The 19,402-nt window shown below is 66.8% G+C and carries 23 protein-coding genes and 1 tRNA gene; 14 read left to right on the forward strand and 10 right to left on the reverse strand.

The window, feature by feature from the left end; all coding sequences use genetic code 11:
• Positions 1-52 precede the first annotated feature (52 nt).
• Positions 53-637: a TetR/AcrR family transcriptional regulator gene (locus AC1U2B_RS12825; RefSeq protein WP_480217088.1), complete on the reverse strand. Its 585-nt coding sequence runs from the start codon at positions 635-637 to the stop codon at positions 53-55.
• A 70-nt stretch (positions 638-707) separates the two neighbouring features.
• Between AC1U2B_RS12825 and AC1U2B_RS12830 the strand changes: the two genes are divergently transcribed.
• Both AC1U2B_RS12830 and AC1U2B_RS12835 read left to right on the forward strand, forming a co-directional pair.
• Positions 708-1,208, forward strand: coding sequence for a DUF2834 domain-containing protein (locus AC1U2B_RS12830; protein WP_480217089.1), 501 nt, complete (start codon positions 708-710; stop codon positions 1,206-1,208).
• A gap of 11 nt (positions 1,209-1,219) precedes the next feature.
• A complete protein-coding gene (locus AC1U2B_RS12835; RefSeq protein ID WP_480217298.1) occupies positions 1,220-2,380 on the forward strand; it encodes a pyridoxal phosphate-dependent aminotransferase in 1,161 nt (386 codons plus the stop codon).
• Between the two features lie 52 nt (positions 2,381-2,432).
• Here the strand turns inward: AC1U2B_RS12835 and AC1U2B_RS12840 are convergent, their stop codons facing one another.
• The 6 genes from AC1U2B_RS12840 to AC1U2B_RS12865 form a co-directional block, all read right to left on the reverse strand.
• Positions 2,433-3,140 (reverse strand): GntR family transcriptional regulator, encoded by a 708-nt coding sequence (locus tag AC1U2B_RS12840; protein ID WP_480217090.1) that lies wholly within the window; start codon positions 3,138-3,140, stop codon positions 2,433-2,435.
• Between the two features lie 27 nt (positions 3,141-3,167).
• Positions 3,168-3,605, reverse strand: coding sequence for an SRPBCC family protein (locus AC1U2B_RS12845; protein WP_043390478.1), 438 nt, complete (start codon positions 3,603-3,605; stop codon positions 3,168-3,170).
• Positions 3,606-3,669: 64 nt separating this feature from the next.
• Positions 3,670-4,749 (reverse strand): CaiB/BaiF CoA transferase family protein, encoded by a 1,080-nt coding sequence (locus AC1U2B_RS12850; protein ID WP_480217091.1) that lies wholly within the window; start codon positions 4,747-4,749, stop codon positions 3,670-3,672.
• A gap of 47 nt (positions 4,750-4,796) precedes the next feature.
• Complete coding sequence (locus tag AC1U2B_RS12855) at positions 4,797-5,237, reverse strand: SRPBCC family protein (RefSeq protein ID WP_043390474.1); 441 nt, start codon at positions 5,235-5,237, stop codon at positions 4,797-4,799.
• A gap of 67 nt (positions 5,238-5,304) precedes the next feature.
• Positions 5,305-6,003, reverse strand: a complete 699-nt coding sequence (locus tag AC1U2B_RS12860) for a sensor domain-containing protein (protein WP_480217092.1) — start codon at positions 6,001-6,003, stop codon at positions 5,305-5,307.
• 25 nt (positions 6,004-6,028) lie between these two features.
• Complete coding sequence (locus AC1U2B_RS12865; RefSeq protein ID WP_480217093.1) at positions 6,029-6,556, reverse strand: Rv2240c family protein; 528 nt, start codon at positions 6,554-6,556, stop codon at positions 6,029-6,031.
• A gap of 417 nt (positions 6,557-6,973) precedes the next feature.
• Here AC1U2B_RS12865 and AC1U2B_RS12870 point away from each other — a divergent pair, with 417 nt between their 5' ends.
• The 5 genes from AC1U2B_RS12870 to AC1U2B_RS12890 all read left to right on the forward strand — a co-directional run bounded on the left by AC1U2B_RS12870 (position 6,974) and on the right by AC1U2B_RS12890 (position 12,625).
• Positions 6,974-7,660 carry an MspA family porin gene (locus tag AC1U2B_RS12870; protein ID WP_377042105.1) on the forward strand — a complete coding sequence of 229 codons (687 nt, stop codon included), beginning with the start codon at positions 6,974-6,976 and terminating at the stop codon, positions 7,658-7,660.
• A 249-nt stretch (positions 7,661-7,909) separates the two neighbouring features.
• Positions 7,910-8,581, forward strand: a complete 672-nt coding sequence (locus AC1U2B_RS12875; protein ID WP_260933547.1) for an MspA family porin — start codon at positions 7,910-7,912, stop codon at positions 8,579-8,581.
• Positions 8,582-8,640: 59 nt separating this feature from the next.
• On the forward strand, positions 8,641-9,288 hold the full coding sequence (locus tag AC1U2B_RS12880) for a hypothetical protein (RefSeq protein WP_260938197.1): 648 nt from the start codon (positions 8,641-8,643) through the stop codon (positions 9,286-9,288).
• Between the two features lie 143 nt (positions 9,289-9,431).
• The gene (locus tag AC1U2B_RS12885; RefSeq protein ID WP_480217094.1) at positions 9,432-11,951 is read left to right on the forward strand and encodes a cellulase family glycosylhydrolase; all 2,520 of its coding nucleotides are present in this window, start codon (positions 9,432-9,434) and stop codon (positions 11,949-11,951) included.
• Positions 11,952-11,977: 26 nt separating this feature from the next.
• Complete coding sequence (locus AC1U2B_RS12890) at positions 11,978-12,625, forward strand: pyridoxamine 5'-phosphate oxidase family protein (protein WP_480217095.1); 648 nt, start codon at positions 11,978-11,980, stop codon at positions 12,623-12,625.
• On the opposite strand, the gene AC1U2B_RS12895 is transcribed toward AC1U2B_RS12890, so the two are convergent.
• Complete coding sequence (locus tag AC1U2B_RS12895; protein ID WP_260933556.1) at positions 12,583-13,611, reverse strand: hypothetical protein; 1,029 nt, start codon at positions 13,609-13,611, stop codon at positions 12,583-12,585. The two genes, AC1U2B_RS12890 and AC1U2B_RS12895, sit on opposite strands and share 43 nt — an antisense overlap.
• 504 nt (positions 13,612-14,115) lie before the next feature.
• On the opposite strand from AC1U2B_RS12895, the gene AC1U2B_RS12900 reads away from it, so the two are divergent.
• The 3 genes from AC1U2B_RS12900 to AC1U2B_RS12910 all read left to right on the forward strand — a co-directional run bounded on the left by AC1U2B_RS12900 (position 14,116) and on the right by AC1U2B_RS12910 (position 15,022).
• Positions 14,116-14,244, forward strand: a complete 129-nt coding sequence (locus AC1U2B_RS12900; RefSeq protein ID WP_480217096.1) for a hypothetical protein — start codon at positions 14,116-14,118, stop codon at positions 14,242-14,244.
• Positions 14,241-14,480, forward strand: a complete 240-nt coding sequence (locus tag AC1U2B_RS12905) for a hypothetical protein (RefSeq protein WP_480217097.1) — start codon at positions 14,241-14,243, stop codon at positions 14,478-14,480. Before AC1U2B_RS12900 ends, AC1U2B_RS12905 begins: the two co-directional genes overlap by 4 nt.
• A gap of 74 nt (positions 14,481-14,554) precedes the next feature.
• Positions 14,555-15,022, forward strand: a complete 468-nt coding sequence (locus AC1U2B_RS12910) for a hypothetical protein (RefSeq protein WP_480217098.1) — start codon at positions 14,555-14,557, stop codon at positions 15,020-15,022.
• Positions 15,023-15,533: 511 nt separating this feature from the next.
• Here AC1U2B_RS12910 and AC1U2B_RS12915 read toward each other — a convergent pair.
• A tRNA-OTHER gene (locus tag AC1U2B_RS12915) sits at positions 15,534-15,605 on the reverse strand.
• 455 nt (positions 15,606-16,060) lie between these two features.
• Here AC1U2B_RS12915 and AC1U2B_RS12920 point away from each other — a divergent pair.
• The 4 genes from AC1U2B_RS12920 (at position 16,061) to AC1U2B_RS12935 (ending at position 18,584) form a co-directional block, all read left to right on the forward strand.
• Entirely contained in the window at positions 16,061-16,348 is a 288-nt protein-coding gene (locus tag AC1U2B_RS12920) for a hypothetical protein (RefSeq protein ID WP_480217099.1), read from the forward strand.
• A gap of 3 nt (positions 16,349-16,351) precedes the next feature.
• Complete coding sequence (locus tag AC1U2B_RS12925) at positions 16,352-17,569, forward strand: hypothetical protein (protein WP_480217100.1); 1,218 nt, start codon at positions 16,352-16,354, stop codon at positions 17,567-17,569.
• 36 nt (positions 17,570-17,605) lie between these two features.
• On the forward strand, positions 17,606-17,977 hold the full coding sequence (locus tag AC1U2B_RS12930; RefSeq protein WP_061003199.1) for a hypothetical protein: 372 nt from the start codon (positions 17,606-17,608) through the stop codon (positions 17,975-17,977).
• A 265-nt stretch (positions 17,978-18,242) separates the two neighbouring features.
• Positions 18,243-18,584 carry a hypothetical protein gene (locus AC1U2B_RS12935; protein WP_480217101.1) on the forward strand — a complete coding sequence of 114 codons (342 nt, stop codon included), beginning with the start codon at positions 18,243-18,245 and terminating at the stop codon, positions 18,582-18,584.
• 392 nt (positions 18,585-18,976) lie between these two features.
• Here the strand turns inward: AC1U2B_RS12935 and AC1U2B_RS12940 are convergent, their stop codons facing one another.
• The gene (locus tag AC1U2B_RS12940; RefSeq protein ID WP_480217102.1) at positions 18,977-19,285 is read right to left on the reverse strand and encodes a hypothetical protein; all 309 of its coding nucleotides are present in this window, start codon (positions 19,283-19,285) and stop codon (positions 18,977-18,979) included.
• Between the last annotated feature and the right edge of the window lie 117 nt (positions 19,286-19,402).

The raw sequence follows: 19,402 nt of genomic DNA on the forward strand, positions 1-19,402 counted from the left end.
CGCACCGTCGGACCAGTTGTGTCAATAGTGACAAAACTTTGACCGACGGGATTCAGACCGGTCCGGCCGCCAGCTGATCCAACGCCTGGTGACACATGCGCGCCAGATCGGCCAGCGACCGCTCCGCGCCCAGCATCCACACCTCCATGGCGCCGAACACCGCGGCCGCGATGGTCCGCGAGGTCACCGCGATACGCAGCCGGTCCTCGGATCCGCCGCGCCGAGCCAGGTGCTCGGCGATGGCGTCGGCGAAGTCCGCCTCGACCTGGCGGATGTGGCTGACGATCCGATCGGCGTCGAGTTCCTGTTCGCGCAGCGCCGCAATCTTGGTGACGGCGCCAAAGTCGTACGGAAAGGCAAAGATCGCGGCTTGCACGGCCACCAGTACGCGCTCGTCGGCGGGCCGTCCGGCCAGCGCCGTCCGGAACCAGTGCAGACCGGCGTCGTAGTCGGCGAACAGCAGCTCGTGCTTGGAGGTGAAATGCCGGTAGAACGTGCGCAGCGACACCCCCGCATCCGCGGCGATCTCCTCGGCGGTGGTGCCCTCCACACCCTGCGCCAGGAAGCGGACCAACGCCGCCTGTTGCAACGCCTCACGCGTGCGCTCACTACGAACGGTCTGCGGCGGGCGTGGCATCCCAGTACGGTACCGCAGAATGTTTTGTCATGATTGACAAAACATTGGGTGGCGAGCAGACTCCGCTGGCATGGTCTCGCTCATCGTCCACGCCGTCCTCGGACTGATCACCATCGCGTTCATCGTCAAGCTCAATCCGGCGGTGTTCCGCAAGCCCGCCGACGGACCCGCGTTCTCGGCTCTCGAGGTGGCCTACTACGTGATCGGCATCGCCTCGATAGCGCTCGGCTACTACTTCAACACCAAGTTCGTGATGGATTACCAACCGCCGAACGGCAATCCGATCACCGGGCCGGGCAGCTGGTCGGATTACATCCGGCTGATGTTCGTCAACCCCGCGTCGTCCTCTGCCGGCCAGGACTACACGATCATCAATGTGATCCTGCTGCCGTTGTTCACCATCGCGGACGGCCTGCGGCGCGGCATCCGGCATCCGTGGCTGTTCTTCGTCAGCAGCCTGTTCACCAGTTGCGCCTTCGCGCTGGCGTTCTACTTCGCGGTCATCGCGCGGCAGCAGCGGCATCAGGGTGCGGCCGACAACGTCAGGGGTTCTGCGACAATCTCGGGGTGACGCCCCCGAGGATGGTCGCCCGCCTGCGGCCCTACGCCTCCACCATCTTCGCCGAGATGTCGGCGCTGGCCGCGCGGGTCGGCGCAGTCAACCTCGGCCAAGGTTTTCCCGACGAGGACGGCCCGGTGCCGATGCTCGCGGTGGCGCAGCAAGCCATCGCGGACGGCGTCAACCAGTACCCGCCGGGTCCGGGCATCCCCGCGCTGCGCCAGGCCATCGCCGCCCAGCGAAAACGGCACTACGGCATCGACTACGACCCGGACACCGAGGTACTGGTCACCGTCGGCGGCACCGAGGCCATCGCGTCGGCCGTGATCGGACTGGTCGAGCCGGGGTCCGACATCCTGATCATCGCGCCGTTCTACGACTCCTACTCCCCGGTGATCGCGATGGCGGGGTGCCGCCGGGTCGTCGTCCCGCTGGCACCGGACAGCCATGGATTCGCCATCGATATCGACCGGCTCCGCGCCGCGATCACCCCGCAGACCCGCGCCCTGATCCTCAACTCACCGCACAACCCGACAGGCATGGTCGCCAGCCACGACGAGCTGACGGCCATCGCCGCACTCGCCATCGAGCACGACCTGCTGGTGATCACCGACGAGGTCTACGAACAGCTGACGTTCGACGGCCATGAGCACCGGCCGCTCGCGGGTTACCCCGGCATGGCCGAGCGCACCGTCACCATCTCCAGCGCCGCGAAGATGTTCAACTGCACCGGCTGGAAGATCGGCTGGGCCTGCGGGCCCGCCGACCTGATCGCCGGCGTCCGCGCCGCCAAGCAGTACCTGACATACGTCGGGGGTGCGCCGTTCCAGCCGGCCGTCGCGCACGCGCTCGACCACGAGGACGCCTGGGTCGCGGCGCTGCGAAAGTCCTACCGCGGCAAGCGGGACCGGCTGGCGGGCGCCCTGACCGACATCGGATTCGATGTGCACGACAGCTTCGGCACCTACTTCCTGTGCGCCGATCCCCGGCCGCTGGGCTACGACGACAGCACGGCGTTCTGCGCGCAACTACCCGAACGGGTCGGCGTCGCCGCCATCCCCATGTCCGCGTTCCTGGATCCCGGTTCACCGGACTCGGCGGGCTGGAATCACCTGGTGCGCTTCGCCTTCTGCAAGCGCGACGACACCCTCGACGAGGCCATCAGCCGGCTCCGCACCCTGTGATTTGTGCACGAAAATCCGCGCTCGCCGCGGAAAATCGTGCACGAATCGCGCGCTACTCGTCGTGGAGTAGCCCGGTGTCGGTGGGCAGGGTGCCGATCGCGGCGTCGACGCTGTCGTTGTGCCGCTGCGCCACCGCATTGAGCCGCTCGGTGTCCCGGGCCAGGAAGGCCTCGAGCATCTCGTCGTGATCGTGGTTGAGCTTGGCCCGGTCGTCCGGGGTCACGTGCATCATCGCCTGCACGGGTTCGATCATGTTCCACGACATCTCGAGAATGTGCAGCAGCCGATGCATGCCCGACGGACGCACCAGCGCCATGTGGAAGTTGCGGCTCTCCCGTTGGAACGCCGCGCCGTCGGAGTCCTGAATCGCTTGCGCCATGCGGTGATTGGCCTCGACGGCGACGGCCCGCTCGTAGTCGGTGGCCCGCTCCGCGGCCACCGCGAGCGCCGCGCCCTCCAGTGCCGCGCGCACAACGTACATCTCGTGCAGCTCCTGCTTCGTCATCCGCGCGACGGCGTACCCCGAGTTCGGCCGGTGGGTCACCAGGCCTTCACTGATCAGCGTCTTGAGCGCCTCCCGGACGGGAATGTGGCTGACGCCGAACAGCTCGGCAACCTCGGTCAGCGGCACCGGCGTTCCGGGCGGCGCGTCACCGCGCAGGATCACCCGACGCAGTTCTGTCACCACGGTCTGTTGCGGCCCACCGTGCCGCACCACCACCAGCTTCTCCAACAGCGGAGAAGGTGGGCGGTCTGCCATACAAGCTCCCTGTCGACAGAGTGTGGACTAGCCGTAGAGCCGAGTCACCCGGGCCCGCAGCCGGTCGACCGCAGCATCGAGCACCAGTTTGCGGGCTCGGCGCAACAAGAACTCCGGAATGGGGGCAACCAGGTCGACGATGATGTCGAACCGCACCCGGGTCCGATCGCCCTCGCGAGTCAATTTGTACTCGGCATGCTGACTGCGTTGTTGGAACGTGTCGGCCGCGTCCCACACCATCCAGTCATCACCCCAGTGGTATTCCAGGAGCTCCTTGTCGGTGATGCCCATGATCTTCACGGTCGCTTTGACGTGGTGCGGACGACCGTCGGGATATCGGTCTACTACCTGTAGTTCCCGGTGCAAGCTGCGCCATTGCGACGCCTCGTCCATATCGGCCAGCGCATCCATGATGGCTTCGGGCGAGGCGTCGATCACCAGCTCTCGGGACGCCATAACTGCCATAAGAGCAAATTTAGTCCTCTACACCGGCCTCGGGTAGGGAATACGTCAGCTAACTTCGCAACCGTTACCAACCGACCTCGTCGATCGGCGTGGTCTGCTGCGGCGGGGCACCGACCGGGCCGGACGGGGTGCGCGAGAACCGCGGCGCCGGTGCGGCCTGGTCGACGCCGTCGACGGTGACAATGGTCGACCTGGCCCGGAGGTGGTCACCGGCCGCGGCCTCGGTCCAGTTGAGCACGGGAGTGACGCAGGCGTCGGTGCCGGCGAAGGTCTCGGCCCACTCGGCGCGGGTCCGGCTCGCGAACCGGGCAGCAAAGATGTCGCGCATCTCGTCGTAGCGCGCGAGGTCGAACTGGTTCGGGACGTCGGCAGGATCCAGGCCGAGACCCACAAGTAGCTGGGCGAAGAACTGCGGCTCGATCGAGCCGACCGCCATGTAACCGCCGTCGGAGGTCTCGTACACGCGGTAGTACGGGGCGCCGCCGTCGAGGAGGAACGACTCGCGCTGGTCCTTCATCACGCCGGTGGACTTCATCGTCCACATCATCTGGGCGAGCATGCTGACACCGTCGACCATCGCCGCGTCGACCACCTGGCCGCGGCCGGACTGTTCGCGTTCGTACAGTGCCGTCACAATGCCGATCAACACCAGCATCGAACCGCCGCCGAAGTCGGCGACCAGGTTCAGGGGTGCCACCGGCGGGCGGTCGCGGTAGCCGATGGCCGACAGCGCGCCGGTCTGCGACAGGTAGTTGATGTCATGGCCCGCGGTCTGCGCGAGCGGTCCGTCCTGCCCCCAGCCGGTGATCCGGGCGAAGATCAGCCGCGGGTTGACGGCCTCGCACTCGGCCGGCCCGATGCCGAGGCGCTCACAGGTGCCGGGGCGGAAACAGTCAAGCAGCACATCAGCTTTCGCGGCCAGCGCGAGCAGCGCGGCCGGGTCGGACTTCACGTCCAGGTCGACGATCCGCTTGCCGCGGTGCAGCAGGTCGACGTTCTCGGCCGGCATGGTCAGACCGCCGGGGCGACGGACCCGCACCACGTCGGCGCCGAGGTCGGCCAGCATCATGGCGGTGTGCGGCCCGGGGCCGATCCCGCCGAGTTCGATCACCTTGACACCGGCCAGTGGTCCCACATTCGTCATCCCGCGACGTTAGCCCATGGGTCGACGAGGCTGAATCCCGGTGCGCGTCAGCCCTTCTTGTTCTTCGCCATGAACTTTTTCAGCCCCTCGGTGGCGGTCTCCGCGCCGCCGCTGACGCTGCGCTTCAACAGGAATCCCGGGATGGGCACCACCGGGTCGACGGTGATCTCGAACTTCACCTTGGTCTTGTTGCCGGCCGGGGTCAGCGTGTAGCGCGCTTCCTGCTTCTTGAGCGACGACGACCTGATCAGCACCCAGCTGCCCGTCAGATCGGTCCAGGTGTACTCCAGGATCTGATCGTCGGCCATGCCGGCAGCCTTGATGGTCATCTTGGCCTGCTTCGGCCGGCCGTTGTCGTAGGTGGCTAGCACCTCGGCCTTGGTGTACTGCGGCGACCACACAGGTGTCTGCGCCAGGTCGGCGATGACATCCATGATCTCTTCAGGGGTTGCCTCGATGGTCACTTCGTGCGACGCGCTGACTGCCATGGCGCGACGATAGACCACAGTGGCGAGCGTCGTGGCAAGGATGGTGCAACCAGCGGGACGATCTCCGCTAGTGGATGCCCGCTTGGATCTTCGTGGCGATATCAGCGGCCGCCGTCACCGGCGCCTTGGGAGTGCACGCCTCGACGTCGATAATCAAGTTGGCGACCAGCTGCAAAACATGTTGGCACCAACGGGTTTCGGGTCCGGTGCCACGCGTGATGGGCATCGCGAGTTTGGTGTCGGTACGTTCCAGGTCGCCGGACAGCCACTTCGGCAGCGGCTTGTCGTTGAGCCGGATGTTCACGTGGTGGTTGGTGCACTTGGACCACCGCTCGGCCGACAGGTTGAAGAAGTTACGGGCCGCCGCGGACGTCGGGTAGTAGACGACCGACTGTGCCGCCAGGTAGTTCCACTGATCGACATCGGGCGTCCGCAGCATCTGCTGCCGCATGACCTTCCAGTCCTGGCCGCTCTTGACGTCCTTGCCGTCCTTCGAATAGATGACGGCCTCGTTGATCTGCCAAACGCCGAGGCAATTCAGGTTCGGCAGCATGTTGCGGTGGTCGTCCATCACATCTGTCGGCGGCTGGCCGACCAGGCCCGTGACACCCATCGTCTTGTTCAGCTCGGCCGGGGTCAGCAGCAGATCGTTGATGCTCGACTCGGCTACGACCGACGGCGTGGCTGGTGTCGGCGTGCCAGTCTTACCGCCGCAGGCAGCCAGGGCCAGGCACAGCACGGCAACGCCCAAGGCGTGTCGCTTCACGTGTTCCTTATATACCGGCGCGCGCTCAGGCGTGGGTACCGGCCGCGGCGCACCCGCGCTGGACGGCCTCGGCGTTGGTGTTGACCTCGGTGGCGGTGCTGTCGAGGCTGCCGCCCGTCATCCCGATGCCCATCTTCACCAGCAGCTTGGCGGCACCCATCGACCAGGACCGCATGGGGCCGGCGATGTCCGGCGCCAGGCCGGGCGTGTTCGCCGCATCCATCGCAACCGCCGCGGACTGTCGCAGGCTGGTCCGGCCCGCCACATTGCTCTGGTGAACGTAAGGGTCGTTTGCGTCGAGGCTGTCGGCGAAGCCCTCGTAACCGGAGGCCGCGCCGTCAAGCGCGGACGCGAACTGCGAGCACGCCACCACCGCGGCCGGGTCGGCGTTCGACGACGTGACACCGGAAGCCTGCACACCAGCGCCGGCATCAATAGGACCGATCGGACCCGCTTCGTCATCGGCCGCCGCCGCGGGCAGGTACATCGCCCCAGCGCCGAATACGACAGCAGACGCGGCAACCAGCCGTACCCAGGTGCGTGAAGACTTCACCGTTTCCTCCAAGTCATTCGGTGTGACCGCCGCATCCTCCGGAGACGATCGCCTCCGGCAATGGCGGACGCTCGGCGTTCGACCCTCTCACGGTCAGGCGTGTACATGGCCAGTTGGTTAACAAAAGACAAACCGGCGATTTCCAATCCCCGTCGGTTGCATTGCATCGGTGGCCGAATGATCTAGATCACACTCACTGAACTGCGCATTCGCTGGTCGGCTACCACGACAAATGATTCCAGCAATACACGCATATTCCCGCTTCGCCCAGTAGTTGATAACGCAGGGGCAAGTTTTTGCAGTCCGTTAACCGTCCGGCAACCCGGCCAGTAGATGCTCCGCAGCGACACAAATTCAGCAACGCTCAGCGATCCGCAGCGACGCTGATTACCCGATACGAGAGGCGCGCTCATCACCATGTCGAACCGTTATGCCATGTTGGCAGCCCTTTGCGTGGTGCTCCCGGTCGGCACCGCGCCGCTGGCACTCGCTGACCCGCCCGCCGACCCGGCCGTGCAGCCGGCCGGTAACCCGGGTCCCCCGCCTCCGGGCGAAGGCGCCGTGCCGTCGGGCCCCGCCGGAATCCTGGACACCCCGGACGGCTGGCGCCTGTCGGTCGTCGGCACCAACGAGACCCAGCTGCCCGTCGCCCCGCTGACCACCGCGATCTCCTCGCGCGAGTACTGGGTCGCCGGCACCTTCACCGGCACCGTCACCGGTGGCGGAAAGACCAAGCTGGCTGGTGGAACGCTGGAAGCCGGAGAGCAGATCGGCTGCGGCATCATCTCCGACGAGGCCGAGATCAACCCCGGCGCGAGCTTCACGCCCGGTATCAAGATCCCGTTCGCCGGCACTGACCCCAGCCTGGGTACCGGTATCAGCTTGCAGGGCAAGGTCTACCTGAAGCCCGGCACCGTGACCACCGTCGCGATCGACAAGAAGTCGTTCAAGGGCACCACGGCCCGCGTCACCATCACCGGTGTCCGGATCAAGACCGACCAGTGCGCCGGCCAGTCCTTCATCCGGTCGTACGCCACCCTGACCAGCTCGACCGACAACACCGACGACGTCATCACCTACCTCGGTGTGACCAAGTCCGTCTGACCTGATGTCCGGTGCGGGCAAAGCAGCTCACCGCGAGCCCGTCCGCACCGGACACAGACACCGGACGTGAATTTAATCAGTCAGAACAAAAATATTGTCACTGATTAAAGAATTTGATTGTCACGCACCACCGAGCCAGTTCCGAGTAATTGGCCAGCCGTTCACCAATTCGAAATACGACTATTGAATGCTCCGAGAATCGAAATTGTTCCGATCTCGGATTCCAACCACGAGAGGCGCCGTAACCCCATGTTGAACCGACTTGCCACATTGGCTGCCGCAGCAGGCGTGCTGCTGTCGGCGACCGTTACGCCGCTCGCCCTGGCCGACCCGGTTGACCCCGCCGGCTTCGACGGCCCGCCGCCGGACACCGGCATCGTCGCCTCCGATGAGCCCGCGCGCATCACCAGCCCGGACGGCTGGAACCTGGAGGTCGTCGCCAAGAACGAGACCCAGCTGCCGGTCGCCCCGCTGACCACCGCGGTCAGCTCGCGCGAGTACCTGGTGGGCGGCACGTTCAGCGGCACCGTCACCGGCAACGGCAAGACCAAGCTGGCCGGCGGAACGCTGGAAGCCGGCTACCAGATCGGCTGCGGTATCGAGCTGGGCCAGGTCCGCCTGATCGGTCAGATCGGTATCAGCACCTCCGGCTCCACCCTGGCCGGCCTGCTGCCCACCGGCATCAGCGTCCCGATGTCGGGCACCATCGAGATTCACGCCAAGCCGGGCACCGTGACCCAGGTGCCGGTCGACAAGAAGACCTTCAAGTCGGCGCCGGTGCGTGTCACCCTCAAGGACACCCACATCAAGATCGACGGCTGCGTCGGCCAGTCCTTCCTGCGGTCCTACGCGGTGCTGACCAGCTCCACCACCGACACCGACGACATCGTCGCCTACTACGGCATCACCAAGTCGGTCTGATGCACCGCATTACACGCGGAATTGTCACCGCCGCAGCGGTTTTCGCTGCGGCGGCGGCAATGACGCAGACAGACATCGCGTCAGCGGATCCCGTGCCCACGCCGGTCCCGGCGCCCGGCCCCGCCCTGCCGCCACCGGCCCCCGTCGCAGCCGACGGTCCCGGGGCGAACCTGGCGGTGCCGATCGCGGGTGCGAACCTGGGCCCGCAGGGTCTGAACGTCCTGGGACAGACCAGCGACGTCAATCCGCTCGCCGCCGCGCTGGGCGCACCGTCGGACCTGACCGGTCTGGACCGCGGCTCCGTTCTCGGCCAGTACGCCGCACCCTCGGCTCCCGGCACGGGCGGGCCCGTCACCGCACCCAACCTGCGCGCATTCAACAACGGCTACGGCCCGCAGCAGTGCCTCAAGCCGTCGGCCCCGGGCAAGTGCGAGCAGTTCGGCGTCGAAGCCGGCCAGGAGAACGAGGACGTCACCGGACGTCAGTGGCTGGGCCGCTACATCGACATGTACCGCGACGGTCGCCTCAAGGGCGGCCTGCTCGGACAGATGCCGCGCGAACAGCTCGGCGAATCCCTGCCCGGTACCGCTCCGCCGCCGGGCACCAACATCCCGCCGGGCCTGGTCGAGTTCCGACCGGACCCCGCCGATGTCCCGCCCCCGCCAGGGGCACCGGTGCCGCCGGTTCCTCCGGCCCCGGCCAACTGAATACACGATTTGGGCCCGTCAACTCCGGTTGACGGGCCCAAATCGTATGTGCCGGACCGCTCCCGACGGTCGGAGCGTTCGGCAATTCAGACAGCCTCGCCAATTAAGCCGCGACACGAGCGGCCGTCACGTATACACAGACGATGACGGTAAGCGCCGGTCTATGGGGCATCGGCGGACTGGCAGCGGCCATCATCGGGGTAGGACTCACCACCGGGACAGCCGTCGCATCGGCCGACAACGATTCCGGCCACGACGCTGCCGGTGGTCCCGCCTCCTCGGCTGTCAGCTCCACCGCGCACGCCGGTGGTAACCGCACGGCCCCACGCACGAGCGGCAGCCGATCCCCCGCCAGCATCAAACCCGCGACGAAGTCGGCTGGTAAGCCGGCGCCCGGCACGGCCACATCAACCACCGGCGCATCATCGTCGCGACCCCGCGCCACGTCGAATCCCCTTGTCACCAAACCCAAGCCACCGGTCGGGGTATCGGCCGTAACCCCGACCGCAACCAGCACTACGCCTGCCGCCGTTGCCGCTGCGCTCCCCTCGACAACGACCCAGAACGCCGTGCCGGCGCCACCCAACAACCCGGCCGGATGGATGCGTGCGCTGATCTACAACCCGCTGCACACCGGCATCGAAGGCTGGATCAACAGTCCGCTCGGGCAGGGCGTCGACGGCGTCATCAACAGGCTGGCCGGCACCTACGTGATCGGGAACGGCCGAACCGGCACCGCTTCCGCACCGAATGGCACGGCCGGCGGATGGCTGCTCGGCGACGGCGGGGCCGGTTGGGACAGCACCGAGGCCGCGGTCTCCGGAGGCAACGGCGGCGCAGCGGGCATGGTCGGCAACGGCGGGCGGGGCGGGACCGGCGGCACCGGAGCGTCCGGCGGCACCGGTGGCGCCGGTGGCTTCCTGATGGGCATTGGCGGTCACGGCGGAAACGGCGGTGCGATGTCCGGGGGCACCGGAGGAGCGGGTGGACGGGGCGGCCAGGGTAAGGGCCTGTTGTTCGGCGCCGGTGGTGGTGGCGGCCGAGGCGGCGACGGGGCCGACGGCGGCCGCGGTGGGAATGGCGGCTCCGGCGCCTTCATTCTGGGCATCGGCGGTGCCGGCGGAGATGCCGGAAACAGCGGTGTCGGCGCCGTGTCCACCGGGTTGCCGGCGCTGGGTGGAGCAGGCGGCAACGCGGGCCTGCTGGGCAACCACGGCTCGGTCGGTAAGTCCGGTACCGGAGCCACGCTCGTCCAGACAGGCGCCAACGGCTCCATGCTGTCCGTGACGTCCACTGGTGTCTGGTTGACCAACAGCGACGGGCAGGTTGTCCTGCTGCACGGATTCAACGAGGTGTACAAGCTCGCGCCGTACGAACCGTCGGCCAGCGGATTCAGCGAGGACGACGCTGCATTCCTGGCGGCCAACGGCTTCAATGTGGTGCGGCTGGGTGTCATCTGGGCCGGGGTCGAGCCCGAGCCCGGGGTGTACGACGCCGCTTACGTCGCGTCGATCCAGCAGACCGTCCAGATGCTCGCCGCACACGGCATCTACACGATCATCGACATGCACCAGGACCTGTACAGCGCATCGCTCGGCGGCGAGGGCGCCCCCGAGTGGGCCACGCAGACCGGTGGACTGCCCAACCATGGATTCGGCTTCCCCGGCAGCTACTACCTGAACCCCGCCGAAACCGCGGCGTGGGACGCATTCTGGAACAACTCAAACGCCGCCAACGGAATCGGGCTCCAGGACAACTACGCCAAGGCCTGGGAAACGGTAGCTGCCGCAATGGCCGGCAACAACAGCGTCATCGGGTACGACATCATGAACGAGCCCTTCCCGGGCACCTCCTGGCTGCCGACCCTGCTGGGCAGCCCGTTCTACGCGGAGCAACAGCTGACCCCGATGTACAACCAGGTAGCAGCTGCCATCCGGGCCGTGGATCCGAACACCGCGCTGTTCGTCGAGCCCGCCAACCCCGCGGTCTCCGAAATACCCGCGATCCTCGGCGCACCGATCCAGCTGGGCACCATCGACGACACGAATGTCGTTCTGGCATTTCATGATTACTGCGCCGGGTCGGCCACCAGCAGCATCTGCGGGTGGCTGGCGAGGCAGCAGGCCAGCACCGCGAACGCCTACGGGAAGGCCCACAACGTCCCGGTGTTCATGAACGAGTTCGGCGCCTCCAACCTGCCATCGGATCTGAAAGCCGAGATGAGCGCCGCCGACCAATACCTGATGAGCTGGTCCGAGTGGGCCTACTCCGGTGTCGGCGACATCACCACCAGCGGCAGCACCGATGGCGAGTCAGTGGTCTACGACCCGGCCCTGCCACCGACCGGCGGCAACGTCAACGCGGGCAGCCTGCAGGTGCTGGCGTCTCCGTATCCGCAGGCGGTTTCCGGAACCCCGCTCAGACTCTCAAATGCCAAGGGCACCTTCACCTTCAGCTACTCGACGGCGGAGGCGGATGGTTCAGGTAACTTCGCGGTCGGTTCACAGAGCACCATTTCGGTGCCCGCCGTCGCATACCCGAACGGGTACACAGTCACCGTCACCGGCGGCCACGTGGTTTCAGCCGCGAACGCACCGGCCTTGGTGATCGCATCGGACACCGACACCGGCGTCGTTCAGGTCGTGGTGACCGCCGCGCCCTGACGCGCCGCGGGAGTAGCGTGGCCGTTGTGTCGACCGAGCCGAACAACCACTATCACCACCTGGCATTCGGCCCCGATGCGCTGAATCGTCAGCAGCACAACGGCAGTTACCTGGCCTATGGCCGGCACACCGAACGCGCCGACGACGGCCCCCAGCGCCTCGACGACCGCGAGCTGCTGATGATCCGGCGGGCGGACCAGTTCTGCCTGGCCACCGTCACCCCCAACGGCTGGCCCTATCTCCAATACCGTAGTGGCCCAGCCGGATTCGTGCGGTACCTGCCCGAGACCGACCGGCTGCGGTTTGTCGACCTGCCGGGCAACAACCAGTTCGTCACCCTGGGCAATCTGGCGGCCGACGACCGGCTGGCCATGTTCTTCGTAGACTACCCACGGCGCAGCAGGCTCAAGGTCTTCGGCCGCGGGACAGTCGTCAAAGACGGGCCGCAGCGGGAGATCGAGATCGCGGTCGAAGCCTTCGACTGGAACTGCTCGCGGTCCATCATCCCGCGCTTCGATCGCGAGTACCTCCGTGAGCTGGGTGAGGCGTACCAAGCCAAGTTCGACGCGCGAGAAGCCGAACTGCAGGCCGAGATCGACACGCTCAGGGCGCGAGTAGCCGAGTTGGAGGCTCAGCCTCCCGCCAAGGCCTCCCGGAACTCATCCGAGACATAGAACGGGATGAGACGACGCCGCAGCACCGACTCCAGATAGCCCCGCTCGTCGAGCAAGGCGATCACCGGAGGACCGAAACGGAGGGCTTCCTCGATCATGTCCTCTCGCCCAACTCCGAGATCGAGCAGCAGCTCGTAAAGGCTTACCTCGCCGTACTTTTCGAAGACGTGGTCGATGCCCTCGTCGAGCAGCGCCCGGAAGTAGTCGGTGTCGCGAAAGGTGCGCCAGAATTCGTAGACCGGCACGACCGCGTCCTCGACGTCGCGAGCGGAAATCGCCGATGCCGCCGACGACAGCGGGGTGTCGAGGTTACTGCGCCACAGCTCGTTGACCGCATCGGCGAGCACGTTCTCGTCCGCATGCGTGTGCGCGAGGAGAAAGCGGGCGCCACGGCGCGCCAGGCCCTCTGCCCGAAGCTCCAGCCGTTCGACCGCAGACTGCGGCATCCGGGCGCCGAGTCCGCCAATGATGCGGCCCACCCGGCCGCGGGCCAATGACTTGCCACCCTCGGTGACAGATTCCGCGAGCGAGTGCTGAACCAGCGTCACGCAGAATTCCGCGAACGCCTCGCTGCTCAGGATTCGCTCCAGCACGCGCTGGGTGACCCCCATCTCGACCACCATCGCGCTGAGCTCGCCGAAACGCCGCCCGTCGATGACGTCGCCGAAGCTGGTGTCCGTGGTCGCGGTGAGCTGATACAGCCGCAAGGCAACCTCACTGACCAGTTCCGCGATGCCGCCTTCCACCGGCACCTGCACGGCGTATTTCGCAGCAACATTCTTGATCATGGTGGGCGTGACGGCGTCAGACAGCGTGATCTCCGACGCCTCCAGCAGGGCGTGCTCGATCTCGTCGAGCACCAAGCTGTGGTAGTTCTCGCCGCGCAGCTGCTGCATGGCGAACGCCACCTGCGCGTCGAGGAGGCGGGCGGCGACCGGTTCGAGCTGCGGCTCGAGGTCGTCGACCGGCTCAGGGAAATTGGTCATCACCAGCACCTTACCCAGCGGGACTCACCGGCCGCGGGTTGCGAGACCGGCCGGCACCTCGATACTCAGCGACGCACCGTCGGACTGTGCCCCACCCCGGACTGCGGCACCGACATGGGCGGACGGTTCTGCCTCATACTCAGGCAAGCGCCCAGGCCGCCGCCGACACATGGCACACCGTTGATGGTCGGTACCGGTCCACCTGATCGGTTCCCGGTCGGATCGAAAGCAGCGTCGGCCGCCGCGGGCGATGCAAGGCCGATCGCCAGTGCCCCGCATGCCGCCAGGTACGTGCCCATCCGAAGGAGACCGGCCATCATCGCCACGCTTTCACCCGTTCAATGACCAACGTAGCCCGACGCCCACGGTTAGAGGTACCCGCAAGTCGACTGAGCTGAGTGCGCGTGTTCCGTCCCGCTGTCACCTCAGCGGGAGACGCCCAAATCTCCGCGGGGACCATGCCGGTGATCCGCTTATCCTTGGTTTCGGGGGCAGGGGGATGCGATGGACTACCTGGCGGGACAGCTCGTCTTCTTGGCGATCGTCGCGGTGCTTATCGGCGGCGTGATCTGGGCAGTGGTGGTGATGCGCAAGCCACGCCCGCGGCTTGAAGACGAAGACGACGAACTATGACTCGCTGGTCCGCAGTCGCAGCGATCGTTGCCTCGGTTGCCGGAGTTGCCGCGCTGTCGGCTGCCCCCGAGTCCACCGCCGAACCGATGACGGTGTGTCCTCCGAACCAGTCGACGTACTGGAACGGGCAGCCGTGCTTCCCGCAGCCCTGCGTGCCCCCGTACGCACCGGGAATCCCGCCGTGCTTCATGCCGGCGCCACAGATCGTCCCGAACGGCGCGCCGGTATTCGGATGAGCTGCGTTGAACTCCACGGTCGGCGCTTCGTTACGGCGCAGATCGCTCACGTCACCGGGGCCGTGTCGTGGTGGGTGTTCGTCGTCGCTCGTCTAATGACGGAGATGAATTCAGCGCCATTGAACTTCGGCCTGCCGCGGCGGTACGCCGACTACGACGAGTCGATATTCGGAGTCGGGTTGGGGCACAAAGACTCTGGCTGGACGGCGTACGAGCCGCTGACCGGCCATCCGCCAGCGCTGAACGATGGGTTCTTCATCGTGAACGTCCTCTCGACCGTCGCGGTCGTGGCGCTGGCCATCACTACGATTGCCGCCACGGTCGAGGCGACAACCGTCGCGAGATGGCCAGCAGGCATTGCCACGATTCTCACGCCGATCACCGGCGCGGTCATCATCCTCAGTGCGCTCCACTACGGCACCCGCTTCGGCGGTGGTTTCCAGTTGAACCTGGTGATCGTGTTCGTGCTGGTGCTAGTCGGCATCGCGATTCGTGAAGTGTGGAGCCGGGTGTGGGCGCCTCGCCCGACCCGGGCCGAATGATCTCCACCCGGATTGGCGGTGACGCGGTTCTCCACGGCGCAGAGGGCCGCATTGAACGACGCGTCGGGTGCCGAGTGACGGCGGTGGAGGTACGTGGCGAGTACGACACCGGAGTTGGGATCGGTAGCGCTGCGGTGATGGTCCGCTTCGTCCCGTAAGTGCGTACACGATGCGGGAGGACGCGATCATGTGGTGGACGATTCCGGTAGTGGTCATCGCGTTCGACGCGGCGCTCATTTTGCTCTTCGTAACCGTCAAGCGACGGGGGCTTCAGCGCCTTGGAACTACCCGCGGCGGGAGCTTCGGGCCTGTTGCCGACGCCGGAGCTGCCGGCTGGGCGGCCGGTGCCGACTTCTCCGGCTGCGGCGAGGGAGGCCACGGGGCGCACTCGGGTTGCGGTGGTGGGCACAGCGGCTGCGGCGGGGGCGGTTGCAGTGGTGGGGGCGGCTGACGATCACGGCACGCGCCCCAAATACGAGAAAAACCACCCGTCTCCAGGTGGTTCTTGAAGTGGCCAGGGCCGGGATCGAACCGGCGACCTTCCGCTTTCAGAACGCCTGCGGACTGTTTCCCAGTTCAGCCCGGAAGCCTCGGCGCGGTGAACTGGGCTTTCTCTGCGTCGGTCGCGGGCCGGTTCGCACGAAATGGGTCAACGGTGGGGCATCGGGCAGTACTGCTCGCACGGTTGTTCCCCTCCCCCGCACCACGACGCGAAGCCTTGGCGCCAGGCCGTTGCGACGTCACCGTGCAGGTGCTTCGCGTCGTGGTGGGAACCGCGGTCGTCAGCCTGAACATGTAGTAGTCGCCTACGCGACCACATACGCACGAAGCAGCCCCAGCACCACGGGTCGGTGCTGGCGCTGTCCCCGTCACTGCGACTACCGCTGGCACTCCGTCGCGTCACGCTGCACGTCTCCCGGATTCGACCCGCGTGAGCTTGCCGCCACGCGACCCCGACGCCAGCGCCCACACGTCGAAATCGGCGTGGGACTGCACTAGATACGGCCCTATGCTGGATCCTCGGGGGAAGGGGGATCTATGTCCGATGCGCTCCGCGTCGATTCCGAGGGCCTGCAGTCGCACGCCGACGTCTGCGATACCACCGCTGCGTCCCTCGTCGGCATCACCGCGCCCGTCGCGGCTGGCCACCATACCCAGGCCAGCATGTCTGCCGTCACCAAGAGTCACTCGCTGATCGACACCGTCACCTCGACCTTGTCCAACCGGGCCACCAGCACCGGGGAGACATTGCGCGCGGCGGCGGCCAGCTACACGCACACCGACGGCGACTCCGGGCAGGCGATCTCGACGACCGTTCAGGTCTGAACCTTGGCCAGCGGATCCCTCACCCGCGCCGACATCGAGGCGTGGAGCACCGAGCACCTCGACACCGCGGCGACCCACTGGTCGAGCACAGCCCAGGCATGGGAAGAGCACTTCACCACGATCCACAGCGGCATGACCCGGCCCGGTGGGACGACCTGGGAGGGCGCCGGGGCTGACGCTGCCGCCGAACGCTCCTGGGCGGACCTGGTGACAGTCCGGGGCGCCGCGGACGCGCTGCACAGCGCGAGCGCGCACGCCACCACCGGGTCTGGCGACGTGGCGTGGGCGAAGCGACAGGCCCTGAACGCGATCGTCGAGGCGGAGGAGGACGGGTTCACTGTCGGCCAGGACTGCTCCGTGAAGGACACGTCGATGCCGTCTCTCCTCAGCGACGGCGAGGACCGGCAATCGAAGGCGAAGGAACACGCGCACGCGATCCAAACCGCGGTGCAGCAGCTGGTCGACGCCGACAAACAGACCGCCGACCGGATCCACGGCGCACTCTCCTCGCTAAACGGGGTCACGTTCCCAGGTCACGACGGCGACGGCAAGCACGACCCGACGGTGCAGGCCGTCGACTACGGGTTCAAAAGGGACGTGCCGAAGCCTCCGCCCCCGCCTCCTGCGGGCCCGAACGGGCAAGACATCGCCAAGGTGCTCGACCAGCTGCCGAGTGACAGCAGGCCGAACATCAAGGTGGTGCGCTCTCAGGCCGACATCGACCGGCTCTGGCAGTGGATGAAACAGAACGGAGTGGAGAATCCGGGGCGGTACGGCGGCACCAACGGGGTCTCGGTCGACCTGCCCGACGGGACATCAGTCGGAGAGCGTGCCGCAGCGCGATCCACGGGCCAGTCCGCGCTGGACGTGAACGTCCCCGGCCGGGGCTACATCAAGGTGCACATCAACCCCGAGAAGGGCGCCGAACCGAACATTCCGGCTCCGAAGGCACCGGTCGAGGCGCCGAAGGTGGCGGAACCGCAAGCGCCGCGGCCAGCACCACCGCCGGTAGCGGAAGCCGGCCCCGCCGCGAAACCGGCACCGGTCGCCGAGCCAGCGCCCGCGGTGAAACCCACGCCAGGTATCGGGGGGTGGGGCGGGCCATCCGCCGAGCCGATGGGGCCGCAGCCGGTGCACCCGCCGGGCAGCATCAATCACCACTTCCCGATCCTCGGCGATGACAACCCGAACGAGAATCCCCGCGACTTCGAGGGGCACTGAGACAATGGTGATGACGAACATGAGGAGCACACCGCGATGACCGAGCCAGAAAGCGGAGCGCAGAACACGTTGCGCAGCGAGATCCTGGACGCCGCAGCCTACGACTGGGTGCCCATGATCGAGGTCGATCAGATCGTGACGCAACAGCAGCTCGCGGCGGGCGACAGCGACCGATTCGACCTGGTGTCGACGGTGTTGCGCGCGCTGCTGGGTGAGGGGCTGGTCAGCGTGGGGGATCTACCGGGCGACGGTAACCAGGTTCCCGACTGGGGCTTGTCCGCAGACGCTGCGGTCGAGCGAGTCCGGGGTATGTACGTCGATCGCCATGGTGAGCCTGAGGAGTGGCAGTACCGCATCTGGTTCGGGCTCGCTCAGGGTGATGATGCGCGAGCCACGTCCGCCGGCTGACGACGACGGCGAGTGGTGACGCGGTTCTCCACGGCACAGATGGCCGAACTAAGCGACACCGTCAAGCCGCGCCTCGCGGAGGTCGGGAAAGCAGCTGGCAGCGTTTGCCGGCGTCCCGGTGGACTCGGTCAACGGCAAGCCCGCGCCGGTGTGGAAGTCAATCCGGGACTTCGCGGCGCCACCAGGCGAGACAGCCACGGCGCCAACACGTTTCCTTCTCAAGCTCCACGTAACGGACACGAGGAAGGACAGGCCCGCGAGTTCGTTGGCCTACATCGTGAAGCCGACGCTGGACGGCATCATCAGCGCCTATCACAGCCACGAGGGCACCGACGGAGCAGCCGAAGCTCAGCGGCTTGCAGAGGCAGGGCTGGGATCGACGGAGACGCTGCGAGACCAGCTTCACGATCGGCGATGGGCCGCACTCGGGGGCAGGCGACTGTTGTCATCGTTCGGCCCGACGGGAGTGCAGTGGAACCCCGCCGATGATCTCTGCGTCGCCGCCCACATCACCCTCAGCATCGGCCATTCGGTTGAAGACGGCCACCATGCCCGGTGGCGACTGTCGGGCGAGCTGGCGGAGGCCATCCCCGTGCGTAAGGGCTGAGGCCCGGGTCCCCCTCTGTTGATTTGCCCGGGCAGTCGGTCGCGCAGGCTGGAATGGAAGATGCGGTCGAAGTGATCCTTCGTACGTCGGGCCGGGCCTACATTCAGTTGCACACGGACGGACTATCGGAGGGCGGGCGGCGTGAGCGAGCGGAGACGGCCGACCATGGGTGAGCGCGGTGCGCTGCCCGATCCCATACGCGGCATCCGCTACCGGTTCGAAGAACCGTGCCGCGATGTCCCTGCGTGGCGGCAGAACAATCCACTGCAACGACCCGAGCCGAAACCACCCAGCCTGTGGGATCGAATCAGGGGCTGGTTCACGTAGAGCTTGTCACCGCAGCTCGATCACGACCGCAAAGCCGGACAGAGCCGCGGAGTAACTCGCAGCAGCTACACCCCGTGGCCGGCGATGTCCATCTGCTTTACCGTCGCAGCGTCATACCCGCGCGAACGCAAGTACTGCTCAGCGGCGGCAACAGCGGCGCTGGCCTCAGACTGAGTGCCTACGCCCTTCGCGTTGGCGATCCCGTATGCGACGGCACAGTCCTGTTGGACCTCCGCGAGGAACTTGTTCGAGTTGACGTAGCCGTTCGCCGCAGCTGCGTTGGCGCATGAGTATTCGTTGGCGGATGCCGTGCCCGCGTTGCTGATTGTGAACGCGGCGAGCATCGCAGTCGCGGCGAGCAGTCGTGCTCTCATAGTGCGCTGACAGTACCGCCGCCCCATCCCGCTGTCGGGTGGATTCAAACGAGCCATCGACGCGTCGGAGTGACCCAGCCGTGGGTCATCGGGGTAACCGGCGGGCGATTGAATCCG

It is taken from the genome of Mycolicibacterium sp. P4_G11, assembly GCF_056555145.1.